19 protein-coding genes are annotated in these 25,256 nt (G+C 47.9%); 12 read left to right on the top strand and 7 right to left on the bottom strand.

Annotated features, from left to right (window positions below):
- Window positions 1-141 precede the first annotated feature (141 nt).
- Window positions 142-2,757 carry a methyl-accepting chemotaxis protein gene (locus QCB45_RS00210; RefSeq protein ID WP_279418469.1) on the top strand — a complete coding sequence of 872 codons (2,616 nt, stop codon included), beginning with the start codon at window positions 142-144 and terminating at the stop codon, window positions 2,755-2,757.
- Between the two features lie 532 nt (window positions 2,758-3,289).
- Window positions 3,290-5,746 (top strand): methyl-accepting chemotaxis protein, encoded by a 2,457-nt coding sequence (locus QCB45_RS00215; RefSeq protein ID WP_279418472.1) that lies wholly within the window; start codon window positions 3,290-3,292, stop codon window positions 5,744-5,746.
- A 106-nt stretch (window positions 5,747-5,852) separates the two neighbouring features.
- Here the strand turns inward: QCB45_RS00215 and QCB45_RS00220 are convergent, their stop codons facing one another.
- The 6 genes from QCB45_RS00220 to zntB all read right to left on the bottom strand — a co-directional run bounded on the left by QCB45_RS00220 (window position 5,853) and on the right by zntB (window position 14,951).
- Complete coding sequence (locus tag QCB45_RS00220; protein ID WP_279418473.1) at window positions 5,853-6,305, bottom strand: DUF302 domain-containing protein; 453 nt, start codon at window positions 6,303-6,305, stop codon at window positions 5,853-5,855.
- A gap of 79 nt (window positions 6,306-6,384) precedes the next feature.
- Window positions 6,385-8,484, bottom strand: coding sequence for a copper-translocating P-type ATPase (locus tag QCB45_RS00225; protein WP_279418475.1), 2,100 nt, complete (start codon window positions 8,482-8,484; stop codon window positions 6,385-6,387).
- Between the two features lie 138 nt (window positions 8,485-8,622).
- Window positions 8,623-11,787 (bottom strand): HD domain-containing phosphohydrolase, encoded by a 3,165-nt coding sequence (locus QCB45_RS00230; protein ID WP_279418477.1) that lies wholly within the window; start codon window positions 11,785-11,787, stop codon window positions 8,623-8,625.
- Window positions 11,788-12,008: 221 nt separating this feature from the next.
- A complete protein-coding gene (locus QCB45_RS00235; protein WP_279418479.1) occupies window positions 12,009-12,728 on the bottom strand; it encodes a VIT family protein in 720 nt (239 codons plus the stop codon).
- A gap of 99 nt (window positions 12,729-12,827) precedes the next feature.
- On the bottom strand, window positions 12,828-13,949 hold the full coding sequence (locus QCB45_RS00240; protein ID WP_279418482.1) for a peptidase M42: 1,122 nt from the start codon (window positions 13,947-13,949) through the stop codon (window positions 12,828-12,830).
- Window positions 13,950-13,967: 18 nt separating this feature from the next.
- On the bottom strand, window positions 13,968-14,951 hold the full coding sequence (zntB, locus tag QCB45_RS00245) for a zinc transporter ZntB (RefSeq protein ID WP_279418484.1): 984 nt from the start codon (window positions 14,949-14,951) through the stop codon (window positions 13,968-13,970).
- A gap of 211 nt (window positions 14,952-15,162) precedes the next feature.
- On the opposite strand from zntB, the gene QCB45_RS00250 reads away from it, so the two are divergent.
- Together QCB45_RS00250 and QCB45_RS00255 are read left to right on the top strand one after the other, a co-directional pair.
- A complete protein-coding gene (locus tag QCB45_RS00250) occupies window positions 15,163-15,750 on the top strand; it encodes a DUF4136 domain-containing protein (RefSeq protein ID WP_279418485.1) in 588 nt (195 codons plus the stop codon).
- A 103-nt stretch (window positions 15,751-15,853) separates the two neighbouring features.
- The gene (locus QCB45_RS00255) at window positions 15,854-16,186 is read left to right on the top strand and encodes a thioredoxin family protein (protein WP_279418487.1); all 333 of its coding nucleotides are present in this window, start codon (window positions 15,854-15,856) and stop codon (window positions 16,184-16,186) included.
- Between the two features lie 27 nt (window positions 16,187-16,213).
- Here QCB45_RS00255 and QCB45_RS00260 read toward each other — a convergent pair whose 3' ends face one another.
- Entirely contained in the window at window positions 16,214-17,074 is an 861-nt protein-coding gene (locus tag QCB45_RS00260) for an SDR family NAD(P)-dependent oxidoreductase (RefSeq protein WP_279418494.1), read from the bottom strand.
- Window positions 17,075-17,252: 178 nt separating this feature from the next.
- Here QCB45_RS00260 and QCB45_RS00265 point away from each other — a divergent pair, with 178 nt between their 5' ends.
- From QCB45_RS00265 to tolQ, 8 genes are all read left to right on the top strand, one after another.
- The gene (locus QCB45_RS00265; protein ID WP_279418502.1) at window positions 17,253-18,287 is read left to right on the top strand and encodes a hypothetical protein; all 1,035 of its coding nucleotides are present in this window, start codon (window positions 17,253-17,255) and stop codon (window positions 18,285-18,287) included.
- Between the two features lie 216 nt (window positions 18,288-18,503).
- Window positions 18,504-19,196 carry a DUF502 domain-containing protein gene (locus QCB45_RS00270; RefSeq protein WP_279418504.1) on the top strand — a complete coding sequence of 231 codons (693 nt, stop codon included), beginning with the start codon at window positions 18,504-18,506 and terminating at the stop codon, window positions 19,194-19,196.
- 70 nt (window positions 19,197-19,266) lie between these two features.
- The gene (gene aspS, locus QCB45_RS00275; protein ID WP_279418506.1) at window positions 19,267-21,048 is read left to right on the top strand and encodes an aspartate--tRNA ligase; all 1,782 of its coding nucleotides are present in this window, start codon (window positions 19,267-19,269) and stop codon (window positions 21,046-21,048) included.
- Window positions 21,049-21,096: 48 nt separating this feature from the next.
- Window positions 21,097-22,179 (top strand): quinolinate synthase NadA, encoded by a 1,083-nt coding sequence (nadA, locus tag QCB45_RS00280; protein WP_279418508.1) that lies wholly within the window; start codon window positions 21,097-21,099, stop codon window positions 22,177-22,179.
- 197 nt (window positions 22,180-22,376) lie between these two features.
- Window positions 22,377-22,895 (top strand): crossover junction endodeoxyribonuclease RuvC, encoded by a 519-nt coding sequence (gene ruvC, locus QCB45_RS00285; RefSeq protein ID WP_279418510.1) that lies wholly within the window; start codon window positions 22,377-22,379, stop codon window positions 22,893-22,895.
- A gap of 10 nt (window positions 22,896-22,905) precedes the next feature.
- Complete coding sequence (ruvA, locus tag QCB45_RS00290; protein WP_279418511.1) at window positions 22,906-23,532, top strand: Holliday junction branch migration protein RuvA; 627 nt, start codon at window positions 22,906-22,908, stop codon at window positions 23,530-23,532.
- A complete protein-coding gene (ruvB, locus tag QCB45_RS00295; protein ID WP_279418513.1) occupies window positions 23,533-24,546 on the top strand; it encodes a Holliday junction branch migration DNA helicase RuvB in 1,014 nt (337 codons plus the stop codon).
- Window position 24,547: 1 nt separating this feature from the next.
- Complete coding sequence (tolQ, locus tag QCB45_RS00300; RefSeq protein ID WP_279418514.1) at window positions 24,548-25,255, top strand: protein TolQ; 708 nt, start codon at window positions 24,548-24,550, stop codon at window positions 25,253-25,255.
- The last annotated feature ends 1 nt before the right edge of the window (window position 25,256 follow it).

Consider the following 25,256-nt stretch of genomic DNA (forward strand, 5'->3'; position numbering starts at 1 on the left):
TCCCTTTTTTAACGAGTGTGAACAACGATTTTGATGCATTGATTCATAGCGATAGAGAAAGCTCATTAAATCAAAGCATTAGGTAAGAGGTTGCTTATTAGAAACGCCTCTTTATATTATTTAGCAGGAAAGTATTTAAAGATGAGAAATAATCAACCAGTTACTCGTAATGAATATGTTTTAGATGAAAGAATTCTTGTATCGGAAACCGATTTGCACGGGACGATCCGTTATGCGAATGAGGCGTTTATCGAAGTATCCGGTTATGAGAAGGATGAATTGATTGGGGAACCGCATAATATTTTGCGCCACCCAGATATGCCTGAAGCCGCATTTGCCGATATGTGGCGTAGCTTGAAGCTAGGACTGCCTTGGTCTGGATTGGTTAAGAACCGTAGAAAGAACGGGGACTATTATTGGGTTGTTGCGAGAGCTGCCCCCGTCTATGAAGACAACCAGGTGACCGGGTATTTATCTGTTCGTTACGCGCCGAGCCGAGAGCAGGTAAGTTGGGCGGAAGAAAATTATCCTAAATTAAAACGAGGTGATTTTAAGATTTGGGGTGGCAAGCCTGTACGTTGGTGGCATAAGTGTCCGATCTATAAGGCTAGAGCAGAACACTTAGTGGCATTCATGCTGGCGGGCGCCAGTGTAATCGGCTTATTGGATGCGTTTGGCATCTATACACCTTCTGTCAGTGGCTTGATGGCCGGTGGCGTTTTATTAGGTGGTGTGGGTGCTTGGAAACTCCAAAAAATGAATCGTAAATTAAAAGATTACGCGGATTCTTTGTTGGCGGTGTCTCAAGAAGACTTTAATACAAATGTAGATTTCTCACCTAGCCATTCGCTTATGAAGCAAGCACCGGTTGATAAATTGGGCGCAATGGTTGGAATCATACAATCCAACTTGGCAAATAATCTGGATCAAATACAAGCTTTGTTGGGTCAAAGTTCCAAAGTTCAAACAGCGGTTGAATCGGCTTCCATTGGAATCATGATTGCGGATGCACGACATGTGATTCAATACGCTAACCCAATGGTCATTTCTCTTTTGAAACGCAATGAGGGGACTTTAAAAAGCCATTTACCGGACTTTGATGTAGCAAAAATTGTCGGTTCATCGATCGATGTTTTTCATAAACACCCGGATCATCAAAGACAGTTGATTGATGGTTTGAAGGAACCCTACGAGGCTAAGATCAATTTGGATAATATGCATCTGGTCCTACAGATCATTCCGATTGAGCAAAACGGTGTTCGTTACGGTACGGTGGTGCAGTGGGAAGACAAATCGGAAGAGGTTGCCATCGAGCAAGAGATCTCAGGATTGGTTGAAGCCGCGGCTAACGGTGTATTTAATAAGAGAATCCAAACCGACAATATTGAAGAACCGCTTCTAAAAAGCATGGGCGAAAATCTGAATGACATGGTGTTCCATTTGGAAAAAGCCCTGTCTCAAACGGGACGTGCGATTGGTGAATTGGCCTTTTCGAGAGTTTCTAGCCGTATGGAAGGTGAGTATAAAGGGGCGTTTCAAGTAATGCAAAATGCCATCAACCTTTCCTTTAAGAGTTTGAACGAAGTCATCGGTCAGGTTCAGTTTAACTCTAACGAGGTGACGGTCGCGACTCAAGAGTTGTCCGCCGGGGTGAACGATTTTGCAGGCAAGATTCAACAGCAAGCGTCTGAGATTGAACAAACCTCTTCTGCGATGCAAAAAATGGCTGTTTCGGTTCGCTCTAACGATGAAATTGTTGATCGGGCCAGTGAGTTGGCTAACAGCGTCGTTACAAAGGTCGGGCAGGGCTCGCAGGTGATGCTTCAAGCGATTGAGTCGATGAATCAAATACAGTCATCCGGAGAAAAAATAGCCGAAATTACCAGTATGATCGATGGTATTGCTTTCCAAACCAACTTGTTGGCGTTGAATGCGGCTGTAGAAGCGGCACGAGCGGGAGAACAAGGGCGAGGTTTTGCAGTTGTGGCCGGTGAGGTTCGCACATTGGCTCAGAGATCGGCTGAAGCTTCGCGAGATATTCAAGCTTTGATTCAACAGTCGGTTTCGCAAATTAATGAAGGTACTCAGTTGGTGACAAAAACGGGAGACGAACTGGTCTCTATTAGAGGCTTGGTTGAAACGATGCGTGAGCAGGTTATGCAGATTTCAGAAGCGTCAAAGGAACAAGAAGCCGACATTCTAGAAGTGAATAGATCTATCGAGGTGATGGATCAAATGGCTCAACAAAGTGCAGCCTTGGTTAAAGAGGCTGCTTCGTCTTCTCGTCACGTGGCCGAACAAGCAGATTACATGAACAAATTATCCGCCACGTTCTCATTGTCTCCAGAAGGACAGGAAGTGAGTAGAAAAGGGCGTTCACCTTTGGCTGAGTACAAACAGGCGCATTTTAATTGGCGAATTCGTATTGCGAATGTGGTTTCCGGCGTTGAGCAAATCGATGATGTTGAGTCGGTTAGAAATCATCATCTATGTGCATTAGGAGAATGGCGGGACACAGAAGGGCAGGCTTATAATCATTTACCACAAATGGGTAGGTTGGATCTGGTGCATGAAGAATTCCACCAAAAAATCGCTCAAGCCATAGAGTATAAAAATAGTGGCGATACAGAATCTGCGTATGTTTTATTGCCTGAGATTGACCGTTTATCTGAACAAGTTGTTCAATGCATAGAGGAGATTGAGCAAAGCATTTACGGAAACGGCGGCGCCAATCAGTTGCTGAGATTGTCAGCCTAGACGTATGAGTGTTTCAAAGCTTAACGCTGGTTAATTTTCCCAAAAGGAAAGCAATTAACTCCCTCTTACAAAGCGGGAGTTTTCAAAATCGATTTATTCAACTCTTGAATTGGGTTCTATCCTTTCTTTAACGTCGTTTACAACCAAACGATAGTCTGCATTTCTTATCCTTTAAATTCACAAGGTCACTAACGTTGCAATAGCGGATTAGACGTGATTTTGGCAATGTCTTAGGTGTTCTTTTGTTTCCCCTGAGTGATTTCGCATCCTGAATTTTTAAATTTCAGATCTGGCCATAAAAACTTCTCAACTGGGCAGCTTTAAATTTTTATATGCGAGTGAAAAAAATAACTCTGATTAGATTTGTATGTTTTGTTGTTGATATTATTGTTTTTTTTGATTGATAGTAAATATTTTCTTAGGCAGTTTTATCGTAATTAGTACGGATTATATTCGTCTATTTTTGTATGGATTAGTTTTGGTTTTAGGCTACAGTGATAAAAAAATAATAACTCAGAGGTTTAAAGGATTTATGCCTGCACAGTCTATCCGTGGAAGAACGACGTTTCAGAATGTCGGAATCTATTTTTTGATGCTGGTTCTAATCAGTGGAATCGGCTTCATGTCCTATCTTTATCTTGAAGTAAAGTATGAAGATAAATTCGATAATTTGAAAAAAGAAATGAACCAGAAAGAGGCGCTTCTGATCGAGATTCAATCTCAATTAGGGTATGGAAAGTTCATTCATAATTTCAAAAATTTCGTAATTCGTGGAGAGAAAGATTACCGAACGGAGAGTTACTCGAAAGAAGTTGAGCAAAATGGAAAGACGATTCTAGAAGATATCGAGGCATACCGTAAGTTCGGAAATCTTAGTGAGGTTGAAATAAAAGGCCTTGATGAGATGGAAGCGGTGGTTAGTAAGTATGTGAGCCGTGTAGCGGAGGTGAAAAAACTACGTCAAGCAGGTTTGTCTGTTGCGCAGATCGACAGCAAGGTGATCGTGGATGACCGTAAAGCCATGGATGCATTGAAAGTATGGTATGCGCATCTGAAAAAAGTGTCGGATGAAAAGAATAAACAGCTTAATGAAGAATTGTTTAGAGCGGAAATCATTAACGTCATTGCAGTCTTTCTGGTTTCTTTAATTGTCAGTTTGATTGCCTTCGAGTTTTTCATTCGCCGCGCTATTGTCACGCCGATTACGCATTTGCAGGATTCGTTCCTTCACATGTGTGAAGATCCTTCCGACGTGAACTGGTCGACCAAAATCGTACTTGAAGGTTCGCGTGAACTGAAGCAGATGGAATTTTTATTGGAACGCATGTTGGTTCGGATTCACGATCAGGTTGATCAGTTGAATACGGTGAAAACGGTTATGGATCAAAGCAGTTCCAATATTATGTTGGCGGATGCCGATCTGACCATCACATACATGAATGAATCCATTCTCAATACATTGAAAAAAGTCGAAAAAGACATTCAGAAAATGTTGCCGCATTTTTCGGCGGATGATCTGATCGGACAGAATATCGATATTTTCCATGTGCGTCCCGAACATCAGCGCAACTTATTGGGGAACCTGACAGAAACCTATACGGCTGAATTAAACCTGGGTGAGTTGAATCTGTTAATCATCGTTAACCCGATTTGGGGTCAGAATGGTGAACGAATCGGTTATGTGACCGAATGGAAAGACGTCAGCGAAACGGTGAAGCTGGAAAGGATGCAGAAAAACGTTGAAGAGAACCTGAAAGTGATCGTAGAGCGAGCCGCCAAGGGAGATATCGGCGAGCAGATCGACGTTTCCGTACTGGATGGTTTTGTACACGACCTGGGCGAACAGATCAACGTGATGACGTCTTCAATCTCTGAAGCAAACTTGAATATCTCGAACGTCATTCAGCTTTTGGCGCAGGGTGATCTGACCAAACGAGTCGAAGGGGATTACGAAGCGGGTCTTGGCGAAATGAAGGACGCCATCAACGGCTCTTTGGACAATCTATCTAGTATTCTGGCGCAGGTGAATGTCGCCATTCGTCAGATTTCCGGTGATATTCAGAGTACCAGCGAGCGCAATACGGATCTGTCGGGGCGCATTCAGCAGCAGGCGGCGTCCATTCAAGAAACGGCCTCAACCATGGAAGAGTTGACAGCAGCGGTGCGTAGCAATGCGGAAAGTGCTCAGCAGGCTAATGAAGTGTCCGTTCAAGCGAGCCATAAGACGACGGAAGGCGCCGAGGTCATGAAACAGACCATTCAAGCGATGTCGAGCATCAGGGAATCGAGCGAGCAAATCGAACAGATCATCGGACTAATCGATTCGATCGCATTCCAGACCAATTTGTTGGCGTTGAATGCTGCGGTTGAGGCAGCCAGAGCCGGTGAACACGGTAGAGGGTTTGCCGTGGTCGCAGGCGAGGTTCGGAGTCTGGCCGGTAAGTCGGCGGATGCGGCCAGAGAGATTAAAGGATTGATAGAACGCTCGACGCATCAGGTGCACGAGGGTACCAAACTGGCAGAGCAGTCGGGTAACGCATTGTCTGAAATCAGTCAGGCGATTTCTCAGGTAACCGAACTGGTTTCCGAAATGGCGGCCTCTTCGGTTGAGCAGTCGCAAGGAATTGAGCAGGTGAATCAGGCGATTGTGCTTTTGGATCGCAATACTCAGGAAAATGCACATTTGGTTGAATTGTCTGCAAGCAGTGCACAAACCATTGCTAAACAATCCGAGCAGCTGGTAGCACGTATGCAGCAGTTCAGTATTCTTGATGGGTTCCAAAAGGAGGCCGAAAGTAGCATGTCTTCGGCATCAGTGGTTCGAAATGAAGCGGTTCGTTTGGAAAAACCTAAGCCGGTTGCCATTGAAACCAAGAAGGAAACCAAGCCTGTTGAAGAAGAATCGAAACCTGAAAAACCGGTTCAAACGACTAAACCTTTAAAACCGATGACAGAAAGGAATGATTCCGGTGATTGGGAAGATTTTTAATCGCCTTTGGATTTAGAAAAGTAAAAAGCCGTCAAATGACGGCTTTTTTATTGTTTGGATTTTCTGTTTTTGTTTCTGAGCAGGCCTGTTGAGATTGGCAACAGCATTATTTATTTGCAGCGGCTTGGGTAATGCCAGCCAAGGCCTTTTCCATTTTGGTTAAAGTATCCGCACACCCTTTAATTTGATGTTTTCGCTGTAAATAGGCCGGTTGGTTATAACTGATCCAAACTTTCGAGTTTTCGTCTTGCCAAACCAGCGCTTTAAGCGGCAGGTCGATGGCCACGCTCTGCTGACACTGCATCAGCAGGCTACCGACTTTTGGATTGCCGAAGATCAAAAGTTGAGTATCTCTCAGGTCAATACCGACCGCTTTGGCGCCGTCGGAATGTCTGATCCGGTTGAAGATTGTCATCCCTTTTTGTTTCAGGATGGTTTCCATGCGATTCGCCGTTTCTTCCACACTAAACTGGCTTGGTACATTAGTCACGCCGTCCGCCGCTTGCACGGACACCACCCAGAAAAATAGCGGTAAAAGCAGTAATCGTTTTTTGTTCATGGTTTGTTCTTCTAAATTGAGATAGTTGTATCGGTCACTATATCAACTCACGAAGCGGTTATAAACCTAACCGGCCTGTTTAAAACGAAGTAGGTTGGTTTTGCAGTTTCAACTTCAATAGTTGTGCATTAATGGCAACAATGATGGTGCTCAGACTCATCAGTACGGCACCTAATGCCGGGTTGATGACGATGCCCGAACTGTAAAGAATTCCGGCGGCGAGTGGAATTGCAATCACGTTGTAACCGGTCGCCCATACAAAGTTCTGGATCATCTTACGGTAGGTTTCATTGCCGGAAAAGACCAGATAGGCGATATCCTTTGGGTTGCTGTTAACAAGAATGATGTCGGCCGTTTCCGCTGCGACGTCTGTCCCCGATCCGATAGCGATACCGACGTCCGCGGTAGCTAAGGCCGGAGCATCGTTGATGCCGTCACCGGTCATGGCGACAAACTCTCCTTGGTTTTGCAGTTCTTTGATCTTTTGAAGTTTCTGGTCCGGCAGCAGGCCGGCGTAATAGCCGTCCAGCTCTAACTCTTCGCTGACGCTGCGGGCAACTGCGTCGTTATCTCCGGTCAGCATGTAAACTTTGAGACCTTGCTCTTGGAGGTTTTTGACGGCTTCATAGGATTCAGGGCGAATTCTATCCGCCATGGCAATGTAGCCCGCCACTTGTTCATCTACAAGAAGGTAGATGACCGTTTCTGCGGAATTGCCGGTGGATTCTTCAGGTGGTTTTATGTCGTTTTCATTCAGGTACCCCGGACTGACGACTTTGATCCGGAGACTTCCCAAATTGGCTGATATGCCTTTACCCGTCAGCGCCTGAAAATCCTGAACCGGTTCGGGTTCGATATTTTCGTCTTTGGCTTTTTGCAAGACGCCCAGAGCAAGCGGGTGTTCCGAATGGGATTCCAGCGAAGCGGCCATTTCCAGAATCTGGCGGTCGTTGAACTGCTCGTCTACCGAAGCGTATCGTGTGACGCCAAAGTCGCCTTGTGTCAGGGTGCCAGTTTTGTCGAAGACCATTAGACTGATTTTGCGACTGTTTTCGAAAGCGGTGCGGTTGCGTATCAAGAGGCCGCGTTGAGCCGAGACCGCCGTGGAAATGGCAACCACTAATGGAACCGCCAGGCCAAGGGCGTGTGGACAGGTGATGACCATGACACTGGCCATACGTTCCAGTGCAAAGACGAACGGTTTGCCAAGTGCAAGCCAAGAAGCCAGCGTACCGAAACCGACGGTCAGTGCGATCAGAGTCAGCCAAAAGGCGATGCGGTTTGCCAGGTGTTGGGTTTTTGATTTTTCACTCTGTGCCTGGCGTACCATGTCGATGACTTTATGCAGATAGGCTTCTTCACCGATCTGTTGGACGAGTACCGTAATTGAACCGTTGCCGTTGATGGTTCCGCCAATGACTTTTTCTCCGGTGCTTTTTTTGACCGGCTTAGACTCACCCGTGACCATCGACTCATTGATGCTGGTTTCGCCTTCGGTGATGGAACCGTCCACAGGAATCTTTTCGCCTGGTCGCACCAGAACGAGGTCATTGGCATTTAATTGGTCGATAGAGACCTGTACCGGTTTCCCGTTTTCCAGTCGGTAAGCTTCGGTCGGCATCATTTCGACCAATTTCTGTAACGAGCTGGATGCACCCAGAACCGATTTCATCTCAATCCAGTGGCCCAGTAACATGATGTCGATCAGTGTCGCGAGTTCCCAGAAGAAGGTTTTTCCTTGCAGTCCGAAAGTCGTTGCAGAGCTGTATCCGAACGCGACGCTAATGGCGACGCCGATCAGTGTCATCATGCCGGGTTGTTTGCTTTTTACTTCATTGAACAGGCCTGTCAGGAATGGCCAACCGCCGTAAAAGTAGATCACCACGGAAAGGCCGAACAGAACATAGTTAGCGCCAATGAAGTCGACTTTATATCCAAGTACGCTTTGAACCAGAGGAGATAAGACCAATATCGGCAAGGTGATAATTAACGAAATCCAGAAGCGTTTTCGGAAATCCACAATCATCATTTTGTGATGCGCTGTGTGATCGTGATGGTGGTGATTATGGCCGTGACCATGCTCATCCGATTGCGAGGCAGAGTGATGGTGGCCGAGATGCCCTTCATGTTGGTGGGTCGAATGGGCATGCTGGTGTGATTGAGCGGATTGGGTTTGCATACATCCTCCTTGGCTTTTCAGCTGGGTGGAAAGGCAATTTTAGGTTGGAAACCACTCTGTTAAGTTAAACATTTAACCGGGTGGTTTTGCAAATTTTTAGGCATATCGGGCTGAATCGGAACCGAGGCCTGTTGATTTTTAGGATGGCGAATTGAAAAGGTAGCGTTTTATGTCGATCTCGTCGATCTGTTCCGGCGTCAGGTGACGTTTGGCGTATTCCAGATATACACCGCTGGTCAGGAACAGTTTAAAGATGTCGTAGTCGATGTGGTGCTCCAGCGTCATATGGTAAAGGATGTCGATGGCCACGCTGACCGGTTTGGCTTTTTTATAAGGTCTGTCTGCGGCGGTCAGAGCCTCAAAGATGTCCGCTACAGCAAGAATCCGTTCCGGTATGGATAGGTCATATGCTTTTAGCTTTCTTGGATACCCTGTTCCATCCAGTGTTTCATGATGGCTGGAGGCGTATTTCGGTACGCGGGCGAGTTCGGATGGGAAAGGCAGGTTTTCCAGCATTTTGATGGTACTGATGATGTGTTCGTTGATTTTAAACCGGTCTTCTGCCGTGAGCGTGCCTCTGGAAATGGATAGATTGTAGAGTTCGCCTAAATTGTACTGATGTTCCGGAATCTCCATTTTGATATGAAGTTTCGGATCGTAGTGACCATTTCGAGTACGCGGGATGATGTGTTCGGGTCTATCGCTGAGCAGGGGTTCATCGACCGGCAAGGTTTTAGGTGGTTCGTTAATGCGATCCTCTTCAACCGGAGACAGACCAATGCGATCGTCAAAGTGGCGTTGCCATGTCGTTTTAGCCAGTTGTTTAAGTCTAGAAGCGTCGGCTTCTTCCATATACTCCTGTCCCACATTGCAGCGGGCGACGAATTTAAAGTCTTGAACAAGACGAGCATGCTTTTGGTTCAGTTCGTCTTTTAATTGTCCCTCTTTTTCCGGGGATTCTGCCAACTGTTGCCAATAATGGATTTCGGCATCCCGCCATAGTACTTCGAAGCGCATACGAATTTCGTGGATTCGGTTGTAGATCGTTTCGAGTTTGGTGCCTTTGTCGACAATGTGTTCGGGCGTTGTGATTTTTCCGCAATCGTGCAGCCACGCTGCGATGCTAAACTCTCTTAATTCCTCTTCGGAGTTGAAAGCGAATTCATCAAACGGCTTGTTGTTGGAATCCGAAGCGGCCTTGGCAATCATGATGGCCAGTTCGGGAACTCTTGCACAGTGGCCTGCTGTATAAGGAGACTTGTCATCAATGGCCTGGGCGATCAGACGGACGAACGAGTCCATCAGTTCCTTCAGCTCGAATTCATGTTGTTTCATAGCTAGGGACATTTCGACCATCGAGTTTGAGAGGTCGTTGATTTCTATAATGTGGCTTGGGATGAGTTCGACGTCGTCGAAGCGACGATGCTTGATTTTTTCGTTTTCGTCCGATAATTTGCGAATCGGCGCTACGATCGGTGAGGCGAACAGCCAGGAAATCGGTAATAGCAATAGCAGACAGATTGCGGTGATCAGAATCGAGATTTTCACTTTATTGAGGCTTTCGGCAAGCACTTTTTTACTGGGAACCACGACTGCAAAATATTCCTGTCCGTCTTGGTTAGACGACAGATCCGTGATGAACACGAAATGTTTTTTTCCGTTGATGATTGTTTTTTGCAGCTTATTTTGTGATTCAGGGTGCTTGAGCAGTTCGATCAGTTGTGGATAAGGAACCGTGGATTTAGCTTTGACGGTAGAGGTTTTGAAAGAACCATCCAACCATTTCGCCTGCAGCTGCTGTATTGGTTTAGTACCGATATTTTTGAGCGCAAGATTGATGATTTGAACGAGTTCTTCGTTTCCTTTCTTGACCATTACATGCAATTCGTCGGGCAGGTCCACGGCCGAAGTATTGATATTGTCATGGAATTGGATGTTCTTGACGAAGTATTGATTAGCCGTGTGGTGCAAAATAACGCCGCTATCCAAGGTCGCATAGACTTTCCCTTGTTGGACGGCTTGAATCGCCTGCCTGGTGGACTCTACTTCTACAATGTTGATTAGGGGGAACTTATGACGGATGATCGGGATGATAGACCACCCTTTGGGGATGGCGACGGATTTACCAATCAAGTCACTTAGATATTCAATTTTGGGTCGACGAGGGCGAGTGATGACGGAGTACGGAAGTTTGAGAATTGCTTGACTCATCAGACCGTTCTGCTCGTTTTCGGGAGTGCGGAACAAGGGTTGCAGGATCTCCAACTCATCGTTTTTGAATTGATCCACTAATTCCGTCCATTTATAGCCATTTACGAACTCAATTTTCATTCCTGTCATTTGGGCGATGACTTTTATCAGATCGACGGCGTAGCCTTTTGGTTCTCCGGCAATTGAATAATCGATCGGTGGCCAATCTATTTCGTTTGAAATGCGAATCCGTCCGAGCTGTTGGATGTAGGCCTTCTGTTGATCGTTCAATTTAAGCGGAGGTACGGAAGGCAAGCTGTTTTGCGTGTCATCGATCTGATTAGTGGCAATAAGATCGCCGCTTTTTTGATAAAGATAGATTTCGCTGTCGTTGCTAAGGGGGTGTTGGTAAAGGTAATCTGAGATGGAAGACAGAGCGATGTCGACCGCCAACACGGCGTTAGTAGAGGGTACGACAGTGGCATAGGTTTGTCCGGGTGCTTGAAGGTGTTGGAACAGATAGGGCTTGGTTTTATAGACATGGCCTGTTTTCGCATTGGTGAACCAAAGCCGTTTTCTCGGGTCATAATCGCTCTGTTCCTGGCGTGAGACCCTTAGGTTAAAGTGTTCGTCGTAATATTCAAACCGGCGGAACCGTTCCGTTCCTTTGCCCGAGACCGTGATGATTACCCAACGATCGGAAAGGGAGGCTTTTAGCTGGTGCCTGACCGCGTGATTGGTGTTTAAGTTCACCAGCTCATAAAAGTTACCGTTATCGAACCCGATATAAATTGCGTAGAACAGGGGGTTGTTCTTCATCATCTCAGTAAACAGTTCCGGGGCGTTCGGATTGATCCAGTTGTGTTCGATAAGGTTAGGGTATTTTGATAATAGTCTGGTTGCCTGGATGGCTTTGTCGTCGATGGCGGTGAGATGGTCTCGGGTGTTGGATGCGGTGAGCTGGTATTTGGATAGAGCGTTTTCAGTGGCCATCGATTGGCTGAAATAATATTGAAGACCGATGGCAATTAAGGCGGTGAATGCGGTGGCAAGAATGAAAACTGTAAGTACCGTCAGTCGGATGGATATTTGAAATCGTTTAAGTTGCTTCACTCATATTTCTCCGACCAACAAAATTAATCTTGTTAAATCTGTGTTTTACTTACGTGATTAGAAAATATCCTATATAAATAGTAGGGGTACGTCAATTCGATTTTTGTGGGAATTTTCAGTCAATGAAAAGTGGGATGGAAAGTGAAAGAAGGTGAGTTGCAAAATGAACAGGCCTGTTCATTTTGCGGTGGGTTCTGTTAGCGATTGTTTTAGAGTACGGCTTAGCCTACAGCTCCAAATGCGAGGCCTACATAAGTGGTCAATGCCATAGCCAAACAGCCCCAAATAGACATGCGCAATGCACCTTTGAACATGTTGGCGCCACCTGTTTTAGCGGCGAGTGCACCTAAAACAGCAAGAAGAACCAGTGAGCTTCCGGCGACGATATACCCTAGGTTTTCCATCGGTAGTAATGCGACCAGAAGAACCGGAACTGCGGCACCGGAGATAAATGAAGCGGCCGAAGCGAAAGCGGCCTGCAAAGGACGGGCCGTGTGCACTTCGGTCAAACCGAGTTCGTCATGAGCATGGGCGCCCAAGGCGTCGTGTTCCATCAGTTCCAGTGCCACCTTGTGTGCCGTTTCTTCACTGACACCGCGCTCCATGTAGATTCTGGCTAATTCGGCGTGTTCGGTGTCCCAGTCTTCTTCCAGCGCGATTCTTTCCAGTTCCAGATCGGCGGCTTCGGTATCGGCCTGGGAGCTGACCGAAACGTATTCCCCGGCGGCCATCGACAAGGCACCAGCCACGAGAGCGGCAACGCCGACCAGTAAGATGTCATCTTTGCTAGCCCCTGATGCGATGACACCGACCAATAGACTGACGACGGAGATGATACCGTCATTGGCTCCCAGTACTGCGGCTCTTAGCCAACCCATACGATGGCTGTAGTGTTCTGCACTAAGATGTTCTTCAAGCATTTCTTGGGTGAAGTGTGACATGGCTTTTACCTGTTTAATGGAGCGGACCAAAGGTTTACGCTTGCCTTAGGTTCACTCGAATATTCCTTACGGAAGTTAAAATAACCGATTGAAAACAAATCAGTCAAATTCACTTGCTAACGCGCTCAGGACCTTCATGAACGCCTCAACCGATTCAATGGATGCCGATTCCGCCATGGTGTGATAGCCGGTGGTGGGAATCTGGATCGTCGTTCCGTCTACCAGACCGTTCGAAGCAGCGATGATGCGACCCATTTCGGTACTTCCGAGCGAATGCGGCATTTTTCCTTGGGCGATCAGTTTGGCGTTTTCTTCTTCCACGTAACGGTCTTTGTATAGAAAACTCAAATCGTGGCGTTTGCACAAATCCTCGATCAGTTTTGTGGCTTGCGGGTTGAAGGAAGCGTTGGCGTCTCTTTCCCTCAGCACGACAAGCTGGTTATCGGCCGCTTCAATGTTCGGGAACGGACTGGTATCCACCACGAACAGTCGGTTGGTCGAGCCTCCGAAACGGCGGAACCACTCTAAAAGGTAGCGCCAGCTTTTACCCGCTTCTTCCTGTGCGGTGAAAAATGCCGTGCCTTGAAAGCCTTGGCTGAACAAATAGACGATTGCCGCAGCGGTCAGCACATTATCCAATTGTCCTTCCAAACGGTTGTCCTTGATTCTGAGTTTGTCTTCAAAGGCGACAGGCGTTCCGGCGACGACACTGTCGAGTCCGTCAATTTCAAAAATCAGGTTGTTGCGGAATTCGCAGATGTAAGAGTTGTTGATGAAGCCTTTACCGCGGTAACTTCCCGACCAGGGCTCGTAGGCGAACACGGGGACAGACTGAAAGCGTTCGGTAATTTTAGACATCAGTTCTTCGGATACGGCGCTGTCAAGCAGGTCGGTTCGGTTAGCGGCAATGAACGCAGCATATTGGAATTCGTTCGGTCCGGTACAGACCAAGCCGTGACGGTCGATGTGTGCCGAGAACATGGTGCTGAATGGTTTATTGCCTTGGGCGACCAGAAGTCCTTCGTACCATGTGACCTTGGCACCGCGTTCTTCTAATTCACGTTGCAAGACCCTGAAAAAAGAGTGTTCTGCACCCACGACGCTGGGTTGGCGGATCAGCGCCTTAAGTAAATCGATAAAGTCGTCACCAAGCATGTTTGTTTCTACATTAAAGAGGTGGGAAAGACGACTTTTTGAAAAGTCGACCGTTTGTTGAGTCACGTGGATTCAATGTTGCGATTATAGCCATTTTTTCCATTTGAACACGGCTATTTGCACGACAACTATGGCGATCAATATCAAGCTGAAAATCAGGAACGCCCAGGGGTTTTCCGCTCCGGGGATTCCGCCGACATTGACTCCCAGCAGGCCGGTGAAAAAACCAAGCGGCAGGAAGATGGCCGCCACAATCGACAGGACATACATCCGCTCGTTGAGTTGTTCGGACATTCGGCTCAATAACTCTTCATGGGTAACGCCGGCGCGTTCACGAACGGCATCGATGTCTTCAATGTGTCGAATCAGTCGGTCGCTGACTTCACGCATACGCATGCGGTTGGTGTCGTCGAACCAACTTATTTTTTCGACCAATAAACGGGCGAAGGCTTCACGTTGAGGCGAGAGGTGGCGGCGTAACGTGATGGTCTGTCTACGCAGATTGGCCAGCTCGAAACGCAGGGTAGAACGCTCTTCCGACAGAGCGATGTCCTCAAGTTCGTCGACGCGGTCTTCGAACAGGTCGACGGTGTCACTCATGCGCCAGACCAGGCGGTCTGCCAGACTAACGATGAATTCGGCGGAATCGGCCGGTCCATTCCCTTTTTGCAGTTGTTCAAGCATGTCGCCGATTGAAAGCAGTTTACGTTTTCGGCTGCTGATGATGCGTTCGTTGTCGGCCCAGATGCGCAGAGAGACCATGTCTTCCGGATCCGCGCCTGGGTTTTTGTTGACCCCGCGGAACGCAATCAATAGGCCGTCTCGGATGCCGATTACGCGTGGACGTGTCTCTTCGGTCAGTAGGGCTTCGGTAATTAAAGGTTCTAAACCGCTATGATTTGTAATCCAGTCGCATGAAAATGGATCGGTGTAGTCGAAGTGCAGCCATATTCGGCCTTGTTCCGGAGTCCAGTTCTGGACTTCATCCCAGGTCAAAAAACGTCCTCCTCCTTGGCCGTCCAGAAGAAAGGCGTGGAGTAATCCTGTCGGGTCGGAAGATGGATTCATAACAAAACTCGCTTTTAAAGGGAACAAGTTGAATGCTAGACATGCTATCACATTTTTTTGATTTTTAACTTTGTCTGTCCTTACATGAAATTAGGAGGAGGGCGAAGAAACAGATGAGTGTTGATAAATGATGACTAAGTATTAAGCGTATTTGTACAGGCCTGTTGAAAAGGAATAAAATGGCTGAAGTTTACTTTTAGAGGTAAGGGCCATGAAATTTTTCCATAAAACGTTTTTGATTATTTCAACGCTGTTTTTAACACTGGTATTGTTCGGGTGCAGTGGCATTCCGGTCAATCAGGATTACGACGTCAATGCGGATTTCAGCAAAATCCGAATTCTTCAATGGTTGCCGGAATCTCAGCAAAGTATTCCCAAGGCCAGCGAGTACGCCAAACAGAATCCACTGATTGCCAAGCGGATCGAGAATGCGATTGCGGCGAACTTGTCGTCAAAAGGGATGATTCTCGCGCCGGGTAAGGCAGACGCTTACATCACCTACCACATGGTGATTAAAAAAATGCTGCGTTCCGATCCGGTCTCGCCAACTTTCGGGTTTGGCTTCTGGGGGCATCACACAGGCGTGATGTTCCACACTCCTCAGGAAATCTATGAATATGAAGACGGTACTTTGATTATCGATATTATCGATTTGGATGGAAACTTGTTGTGGCGCGGTTCGAGCAACACTTATCTGGTGGAGCAGGGAACACCGGCGAAAACCACCGAGCTGGTCAATGCAGTGGTGGGTAAGGTGATGGCTCAGTATCCACCTAAACTCGTCCCACCTGTCAATTGATTGGAGATATTGCTTGGATGCAGTAGGGCTTGTGTAAATTGCACTTGCCCAGTATGCTTTGCGTCCAGAGAAAACCGAATAGACGAATGGTGGAAATTCTGTGATGCAAAATATCGAAACGCTTGAAGAGTTGGAACAGTTGAAGCAGTCGGAAGACGCTTTGTTGGTGTTGTTCGGAGGCAAGGAGTGTAATGTGTGCCATTCGATCAAGCCAAAACTGATCGAGTTGATGGGGGAGAGTTATCCGAAAGTGAAACTGGTGTATGTGGATTGCCATGTGGTGACCGACATCTGCTCCCAGAACAGCATCTTCACCTTGCCGACTCTTCAGGTGTACTTCACCGGTCAACGTTTTATCGAAGAGGTGCGCAGCTTCAGTCTTCAAAAGGTCATGCAGGATCTGGCACGACCTTATTCCATGATGTTTTCCGACTGACGGAAAACGTTTCTCCTAACCTTTTTCTTAACGCTTGCCGTCGCCGCCGGCTTTGATCAATAAACGATCGAGCCAACGGTTAGGCAGGATGCGTTTCAGAACGGCAAACGCTTTAGTCGGCACTGTGACCCGGTAACGGATCTTGGCTTGCGGTTTCTGCAAAGCGTGAATCACGCAGTCGGTGACCGCTTCCGGCCCTAAGGTGAACGGCGCGCTCGGTCCTACCGTCTCTAATCGGTCGATCATCGATTGATACTGTGCCTGATGCGCACTGCCTTCCAATTGAATCCAACGCTTGAACTGTTCGTAGGCGTTTTTCCTGAAATCCGACAGGATCGGACCCGGTTCGATCAGGCTGACTTGAATGTTGTCCCGTTTGACTTCCAGACGCAAGGTATCGGCGAAACCTTCTACGGCGAATTTACTGGCATTGTAGGCGCCTCGGTATTGCATGGCGGCAAATCCTAAAATCGAACTGTTGTAGAGGATTTTGCCGTGGCCTTGCCAGCGCATGATTTTCACTACGGCGTTGGTTAATTCCTGAGTTCCAAATACATTGGTTTGAAACTGGTGGAGCATCGCGTCACGGCTGAGGTCTTCCACCGCACCCGGCAAGCCGAAAGCGCCGTTGTTGAAGAGCGCGTCGATTGTGCCTCCGGTCGCTTCCAGGGCTTTTGCCAGACCCGACCGGATTGAGTCGCTGTCGGCCAGATCGAGTTGAAAACTGGTCAGGCCTGCTTGTTTTAGGCGTTCCACGTCTTCCGGATCTCTACAGGTGGCGATGACTTGGTAGCCCATTTTATGTAAGGTCAGTGCGCAATGATGACCGATTCCGGTGGAGCAGCCTGTGATTAAGATGCTGCTGGGCGGCAAAAGTGAACGTTTCATAGAGTTGGATCAGCTTGTTTGATAGAGCGGATAGTCTAAAGTAAAACAATCCTTAAGGCCAACGTTAGACCAATGTTCTCCTCAAGGTTGATTTAAAAGGGCGGAGGTTTTGCGGCATGTTAGTTGCTTTGTCAATGTTCTAAGAGAAATATACTGAATAAAGACGATTGAGGAATGTATGGAAAATCGCGTGTTTATGGGGTTGGCGGCGCTGTGTTTGGCGAGTGTGTCGCTTTTGTCGGGTTGCAACATGGCAAACAGTGCCGATGGTGGCAGTGATTCATCATCGAATCTTGCCGAACCGACAGCCGCAGTCAGTGTGGTCAGTTCGACGCCTGAGGCAAACAGTTCCGGTTATTACAATGAACGAAGCACTTTGACCGTCAACGCTAGCGCGGTAGGCTCTTTAGGCTCCAGTGTGACCTGTTCGATCAGTTTTGATTATAAGTCGGCGGTTGCTACCGATTTTTCTAATCTTCAAACGGTCAGTGGTTGTGGTGCAAAAGACTTTAATTTGTATAGTGGCGCCGGCGTTTACCGCGTGAAATTAACGGCAACCGATGCCAACTCCAAGGTGGCAGAGGATCAGAAGTTCGTGATTGCCATACCTACGGCGATTTCGGATACACCTTATCTGAGCGCGAATTTCAATTTTACGACCAGCACGGATTTAGCCAATCTGTTCGATGTTTATTTGGATGCTACATCGTCTACCAAAGGCGAAACCGGCGATATCGTCAGTTATACCTGGCAAATTCGTCTAAAGCAGGATGACGGTAATGAAAGCTTGGTGAGTACGGTCGGCCCGAACATTAGCCCTGTGACTACTGTGACTGTGAATCAGGATGGAATTTATGTGGTCAGGCTGACTGTTGTTGACGCGGGGTCTCAGACGGCCACTACTGAGAAGATGTTCTCGGTCGATACCGCGAACACTCTAGTGGCGGATTTCAGTGCAACCATTTCGGGTACCGCTCCGGTCAATATCGGTGTGGATGCTTCTTCCAGTACGGTTGCCGCCGGAGTCAATCATTACGTTTGGGAAGTCTCCACCGTGGGTGCGGAAACCGATGCGGTGATCTATCGTCTGACGGTTGAATCGGCGACGACTGTGCTGCCGATCACCAGCGCCGGTACCTATCTGATTACGCTAAAAGTGATTGACAATCTGGGTAACGAACACCAGATCAGCCGGGTCGTGACGGTTTCCTAAGCGCTCCGCCGAGTGCGCCTGCTATACAGCATTTTTATGAAACCGGGCAAAGCAAACAGGCCTGTCTGTTTTGCCCGGCTATTCCTTTCCTAGGTTCTTATTGTTTTTGTCTCGGTTTTTCCATTACTTTCGGTATCAAATCTCCTTTAAATTCATTTATAATACTGCGTTTGGTCTCATGATTAATGGCATGGCAAATGTGGGTGGAAATGGGCAATGACAATCCTTAAGCGTTATCTGATTGCGGGGCTTTTGGTTTGGCTGCCGTTGGGCGTAACCATTGCGGCACTGATTTTTCTAGTGAATTTCTTCGACCGGAGCTTGTTGTTGTTGCCGGAGGCTTATCGCCCGGAAGCGTTGATTGGCTTCAATATACCGGGACTGGGGATTTTGCTCTCTTTAGGGATGATCATTCTGACCGGGATGTTGGTGGCCAACTTTTTGGGCAGTAAGATGATCAGTATGTGGGAGTCGCTTCTAGCGAGAATTCCGCTGGTAAGGTCAATCTATACGGCGGTTAAGCAGATTTCCGAAGCGGTATTCGGGTCGGGTGAGCAGACTTTTCAGAAGGTTTACCTGATTCAGTACCCAAGAGTAGGGCTTTGGACTTTGGCGTTCCAGACCAGCACCCAAATGGGGGAGGCGCAGGCCCGAACCGGATTGAACGAGGTGGTGAATATGTTCGTGCCGACGACACCGAACCCGACCTCCGGTTTTTTTATCATGGCGTCCAGAAACGAAATTATCGAGCTTGATTTAAGTGTGGATGAAGCTCTTAAGATGGTGATCTCCGGCGGAGTGGTTGTGCCGCCGTGGGATGAACTGAAAAAACAGGAATATCACCGCTCGAGAGTTCCTTCGGAAGCTATCGAGCCGAAAAAGCTATCGACAGACGAAGCACACGAATAAGTTGTGCGGCGGTTGTGAGCAGTAAATTAACGACATTAGAGTCATTTTGAGTAAAAAGGTAAAAAATATTATGCGTACACATTATTGTGGGCAAGTAACGGAAGCTTTAATTGATCAGCAAGTCACGGTAGCCGGATGGGTTCATCGCCGTCGTGACCACGGTGGGGTAATTTTCATCGATTTACGTGACCGTGAAGGTTTGGTACAGATCGTTGTGAATCCGGATACGGCTGAGATTTTTGCTAAAGCGGAACGCCTGCGTGTGGAATGTGTATTGAAAGTCACCGGTAAGGTCATTCCAAGAACGGAAGGAACCATCAATCCGAATATGCCGACCGGTAAGATCGAAGTCGTTGCGACTGATTTGGACGTGTTAAGTATGGCAGAGCCGATTCCGTTCCAGTTGGACGAAAAGAACGTCGGTGAAGAGACCCGCTTGAAATACCGTTATATCGATTTGCGTCGTGAAGAGATGCAGAAGACATTGATGTTGCGTTACCAGGTTACCCGTACGATGCGCCGTTACCTTGATGACAACAATTTCATGGATATCGAAACGCCAATCCTGACTAAATCTACTCCGGAAGGGGCGCGTGATTATCTGGTGCCGAGCCGTACCCACGAAAATAAATTCTTTGCTTTGCCTCAGTCTCCTCAGTTGTTCAAACAGTTGTTGATGATGTCCGGTTTTGACCGTTACTATCAGATTACGCGCTGTTTCCGTGATGAGGATTTGCGTGCAGACCGTCAGCCTGAATTCACCCAGTTGGATATCGAGACCTCCTTTATGGACGAAGATGCGGTTATGAACTTGATGGAAGGTTTGACTAAAACCATCTTTAAAGAGACCATCGGTGTTGAATTTGATTATGAATTCCCTCGTATGCCGTATGCCGAAGCAATCCAGAAGTATGGTATCGACCGTCCTGATTTGCGTATCAATATGCAATTGGTGGACGTGGCTGATCTACTACAGGATATCGACTTTAAAGTGTTTGCAGGGCCGGCTAAGGATCCTAAGGGTCGTGTCGCAGCCTTGAAAGTTCCGGGTGCCGCCACTATGTCTCGTAAAGAGATTGATGAATACACCAAATTCGTTGGAATCTACGGTGCGAAAGGTTTGGCTTACATTAAGGTTAATGATCTGTCAGCCGGTATTGACGGCTTGCAGTCACCGATTGTGAAGTTCTTCCCGGATCAGGTGATGGAAATCATGGATCGCGTTGGGGCACAGGATGGCGATATTGTATTCTTCGGTGCCGATACGGCAAAAGTTGTTAACGAAGCGTTAGGTGCGTTGCGTGTTAGGATCGGTGAAGATCTTGGTATGTTGGAAGGTGAGTGGAAGCCATTGTGGGTTGTCGACTTCCCGATGTTTGAAGAAGACGAGAAAACGGCTCGTATGACAGCAATCCATCACCCGTTTACGCAGCCAAAAGCAACAACGGAAGAGATTTTGAATCACGACGAACCGCATCAGATGCTTTCCAAAGCGTATGACTTGGTTATCAACGGTCTTGAAGTTGGTGGTGGTTCCGTGCGTATCCACGATACTAACATGCAGGCGGCGGTCTTTAAGTTATTGGGTATTTCTGACGAAGAAGCTCAGGATAAATTCGGCTTCTTGTTGGATGCTTTAAAGTACGGTTGTCCTCCACATGCGGGTATGGCGTTCGGCTTGGATCGCTTGGTGATGATCCTTGGTAAGATCGATTCGATCCGTGACGTAATTGCCTTCCCGAAAACGCAATCGGCGGCCTGTCCTTTGACCGAGGCACCGGGCATGGTAGACGATGCCCAGTTGGCGGAATTGGCATTGCGCTTCAGAAAATTCGGTCAAGAAAAAGCTTGATTTTAAAAGGGGCCATAGTGCCCCTTCATCAAATTTGTGAGGTCAGTCATGTCTGAACAATCTTATGACATTCCTGTCGGCTTGGAGACTCGAATCAACCGACTTGCAGAGAATGCCAATATCCTGCCGCCTTTGAGCGAATCTGAAAAAGAGACACTTCGCGAGAAGATCAAGCGTTTGCTGAAAGAACACAATGCGCAACTGATTGCCCATTATTATGTGGATGCCGATCTTCAAGCCTTGGCGGAAGAGACCGGAGGGATTGTTGCTGATTCCCTGGAAATGGCAAACTTCGGTGCACAGTCCGATGCCAAAGAACTGGTGATTTGCGGGGTCCGTTTTATGGGTGAAACCGCCAAGATCATGAGTCCCGAGAAAACCGTCTTGATGCCGGATCTGGAAGCGACCTGTTCTTTAGATATCGGTTGTCCGGCCAAGGAGTTTGGTGAGTTCTGCGCGGAACATCCGGATTACACGGTGGTGGTTTACGCCAATACCAGTGCGGAAGTTAAAGCGCTTGCCGATTGGGTGGTTACTTCAGGTAACGCCTTGCAGATCGTCAGTCACCTTAAAGAAAGAGGTGAAAAGATTATTTGGGCGCCGGACCGACATTTGGGTGATTGGATCGAAAAGCAGACCGGGATTGAGATGCTTCGTTGGCAAGGTCACTGCATCGTCCATGACGAATTTAAGGCTTATGAACTTGAGCAGTTGATCAAGCAACATCCGGAAGCCAAAGTTCTGGTGCATCCGGAATCACCGGCCGAAGTTGTCGCCATGGCCGATGTTGTCGGTTCGACCAAGGTACTGCTTAATGCGGTGACCACCATGCCGGACGATACCTTTATCGTCGCCACCGATTACGGACTCTTTTACAAGATGAAGCAAGCGGCGCCGAAGAAGAACTTGATCGTTGCGCCGACCGCGGATCGTGAGCATCAGTGTGTCAGCTGTGCACATTGTCCGTGGATGGCGATGAACAACCTGAAGAATCTTGCCGAGTGTCTGGAGAAGCAGACCGGCGAGATCGTGTTGGATGAGCAGGTTCGTGTTAAAGCATTGGAGTCGGTCGAGCGCATGTTGACGTTTTCACGTGAACAGGGCTTGGTTGCAGCCAACGCATCAAAATAATCTTATGCATTCGCACGTTCAAGGAAGAATCAGCGGATGTCCCAATTGTTATCTATTTAATTAACGGAATTACTTCGATATTGGGTAGGTAAGAACTCAATTTATTCTGTAGAATGCTAGATGGGTTTGGCAAGTTTGGTTTTGCCATGGCATCGACGCAACCAGACCTGTCGGTTTACTAAAGTTTGAGGTTTGTTTTGAGCGCCATAAAACGTGTGTTAGGGATTGATCCGGGGTCGAGAAAAACCGGATTCGGTCTGATTGAATCAGGTCGTTATCATCCCAATTATTTGGTAAGTGGCGTGATTCGGGTTGAGAAACTGTCGGGGGCGGAACGCCTGAAAACGATTTTCGAATCGGTCTGTCAAATTATCGATCAGTACCAACCAAGCGTTATGGCGATCGAGAAGGTGTTTGTTTATAAAAACCCCAACTCGGCTATCAAACTCGGACAGGCCCGCGGTGTCATTTTATGCGCGGCGGCCATTAAAAATGTTCCGATTATGGAATATACTCCCACACAGATTAAAAGTACCATCGTCGGTAAAGGTCATGCGGGCAAAACGCAGGTTCAATATATGGTTCAAAACCTTTTGAAGCTGACGGAATCGCCTCAGGAAGATGCCGCCGATGCATTGGCGTGCGCCTTGTGCCACGACCGTTATATGACATTGGGGATTGACCCCGAAAGCCTTTCGAAGGGCACGAAGTTTTAAGGATTGATGGATGATTGGATTTTTGAGAGGCACTTTGGTTCAGAAGCAACCGCCGATGTTGGTGTTGGATGTACAGGGTGTCGGATATGAAGTGGAAGCACCGATGTCGACTTTTTATCAGCTTGAAAATACCAATGAAGCCGTAACGATCCTGACTCATATGCATGTGCGTGAAGACGCTATGTTGCTGTTCGGATTTGCTTCGGAGGCGGAACGCACTTTGTTCAAAACTCTGATTAAGGTGAACGGGGTCGGAGCTAAGATGGCATTGGGGATTTTGTCTGCAATGTCGGTGAACGAGTTCTGCTCTTATGTCGATGCCGGTGACGTAACCGCTTTGACCCGCATCCCCGGCGTCGGTAAAAAAACCGCCGAACGGTTACAGATCGAGATGCGGGACCGTTTGAAACCGATTATGGAATCCGGTCTGTTCGGTTTTGAACCAATGACGGGATTAGGGGGAGCTTCGGCAGATGCTCCGGCAATGCTGAACAGCGTACAACAGTCGGCTTGCGATGCGTTGGTGGCTTTGGGCTATAAACCGCAGCAGGCTGAGAAAATGGTGCAAGCGGTGTTTGACGAAAGCTTGTCTTTGGAAGAGGTCATTAAACGTGCGCTGCAAGGAATTAAACTGTAAATGATTGAAACCGATCGCATTGTAGGAAACCAGGAAACTGAAGATGATATGTATACACAGCCTTCGGTTCGCCCTACACAGATTCACGAATACATAGGTCAGCAGGCCGTTCGCGAGCAATTGCAGCTGTCCATGGACGCCGCTAAGATGCGCAGCGAGCATCTCGACCATGTATTGTTGTACGGCCCTCCGGGGCTGGGTAAAACCACACTTTCAAATATTATCGCTCAGGAGATGGGCGTGACCTTGCGTCAGACGTCGGGGCCTGTCCTGGAAAAACCGGGTGATTTGGCCGCAATTCTGACCCGTCTGGAACCGCATGACGTCCTTTTTGTAGACGAAATCCATCGCCTGAGTCCGATTGTAGAAGAAGTGCTTTATCCTGCGATGGAAGACTTTCAGATTGATATCGTCATCGGTGACGGTCCGGCGGCTCAGAGTGTCAAAATCGACATTCCGCCATTCACTCTAGTGGGGGCGACGACACGGGCAGGCCTGCTGACTTCGCCTTTGCGCGATCGTTTCGGTCTGGTGCAGCGTCTGGAGTTCTATTCGGATGAAGAGTTGACGCAGATCGTCAGCCGCTCGGCGAATATTCTCGGTACGCATGCCGAGCTATCCGGTTCCTTGGAAATCGCAAAGCGGTCGCGCGGTACGCCGCGAATTGCTAACCGTCTTTTACGTCGTGTGCGTGACTACGCGCAGGTCAAAGGGGATGGTATTATCACGGCGGAAATCGCCGATGCAGCACTGAATCTATTAGAAGTCGATCCGTTGGGATTGGACAAAATGGACGGACGTTATCTGGAGACTTTGATTGATAAGTTCGATGGCGGCCCGGTCGGAATTGACAGCCTGGCAACGGCGCTGGGTGAGGAACGTGGCACGATTGAAGACGTGATTGAACCGTTTCTGGTTCAACAGGGTTTTCTCATCAGAAGTCCTCGTGGACGTATGGCGACACGTCGCGCGTATGAGCATTTAGGAAGAATCTATCCGCAAAAGGGTAATTAGTATGAATAGTGATTTAATTGATATTGTTTTATTGGCGAGTCCGGTTGTTCAAGCTGTGATGGTGATTTTGGCCATCATGTCGATTTCCGCATGGGCGGTGGCGATTGCCAAGTCCCATCAGGTCCGTCAGGCGAGCAAGGTCGCTCAACAGTTCGATCAAGTGTTCTGGCAGACACAGGAACTGACATCACTATACAACCAGGTTTCCCAGAGCGGAGAAAAATCCAAAGGCATGGCATCAATTTTTGAAGCCGGGTTTAGAGAATTCGTTCGCCTTAGAAAACAGGGCGTAGCACACACTTCCGATTTGATTGCGGGCACGCAGCGTGCGATGAAAATCGCGTTTTCCAAAGAGTCCGAAGTTCTGGAAAACCGTTTGTCGCTGTTGGCGACGGTCGGTTCTTCTGCGCCCTATATCGGTCTGTTCGGAACGGTTTGGGGGGTCATGCACGCTTTCCAATCATTGGGGCATGTTCAGAACGCCACGCTGGCGGCAGTTGCACCGGGTATTTCGGAAGCGTTGATTGCAACCGCCATCGGTCTGTTTGCGGCGATTCCGGCGGTTATCGCTTATAACCGTCTCAGCAACCAGGTGGATCGTTTATTGGGTGAATATGAAAACTTTGCCGAAGGCTTCTTGACCATCATGCAGAGACAGGCCCACAGCCTGGAAAACAAACCGGCTGCCTCATCGACAACCGACGCTTAAG

The organism is Thiomicrorhabdus sp. ZW0627 (assembly GCF_029767005.1).
Lineage (GTDB): Bacteria > Pseudomonadota > Gammaproteobacteria > Thiomicrospirales > Thiomicrospiraceae > Thiomicrorhabdus.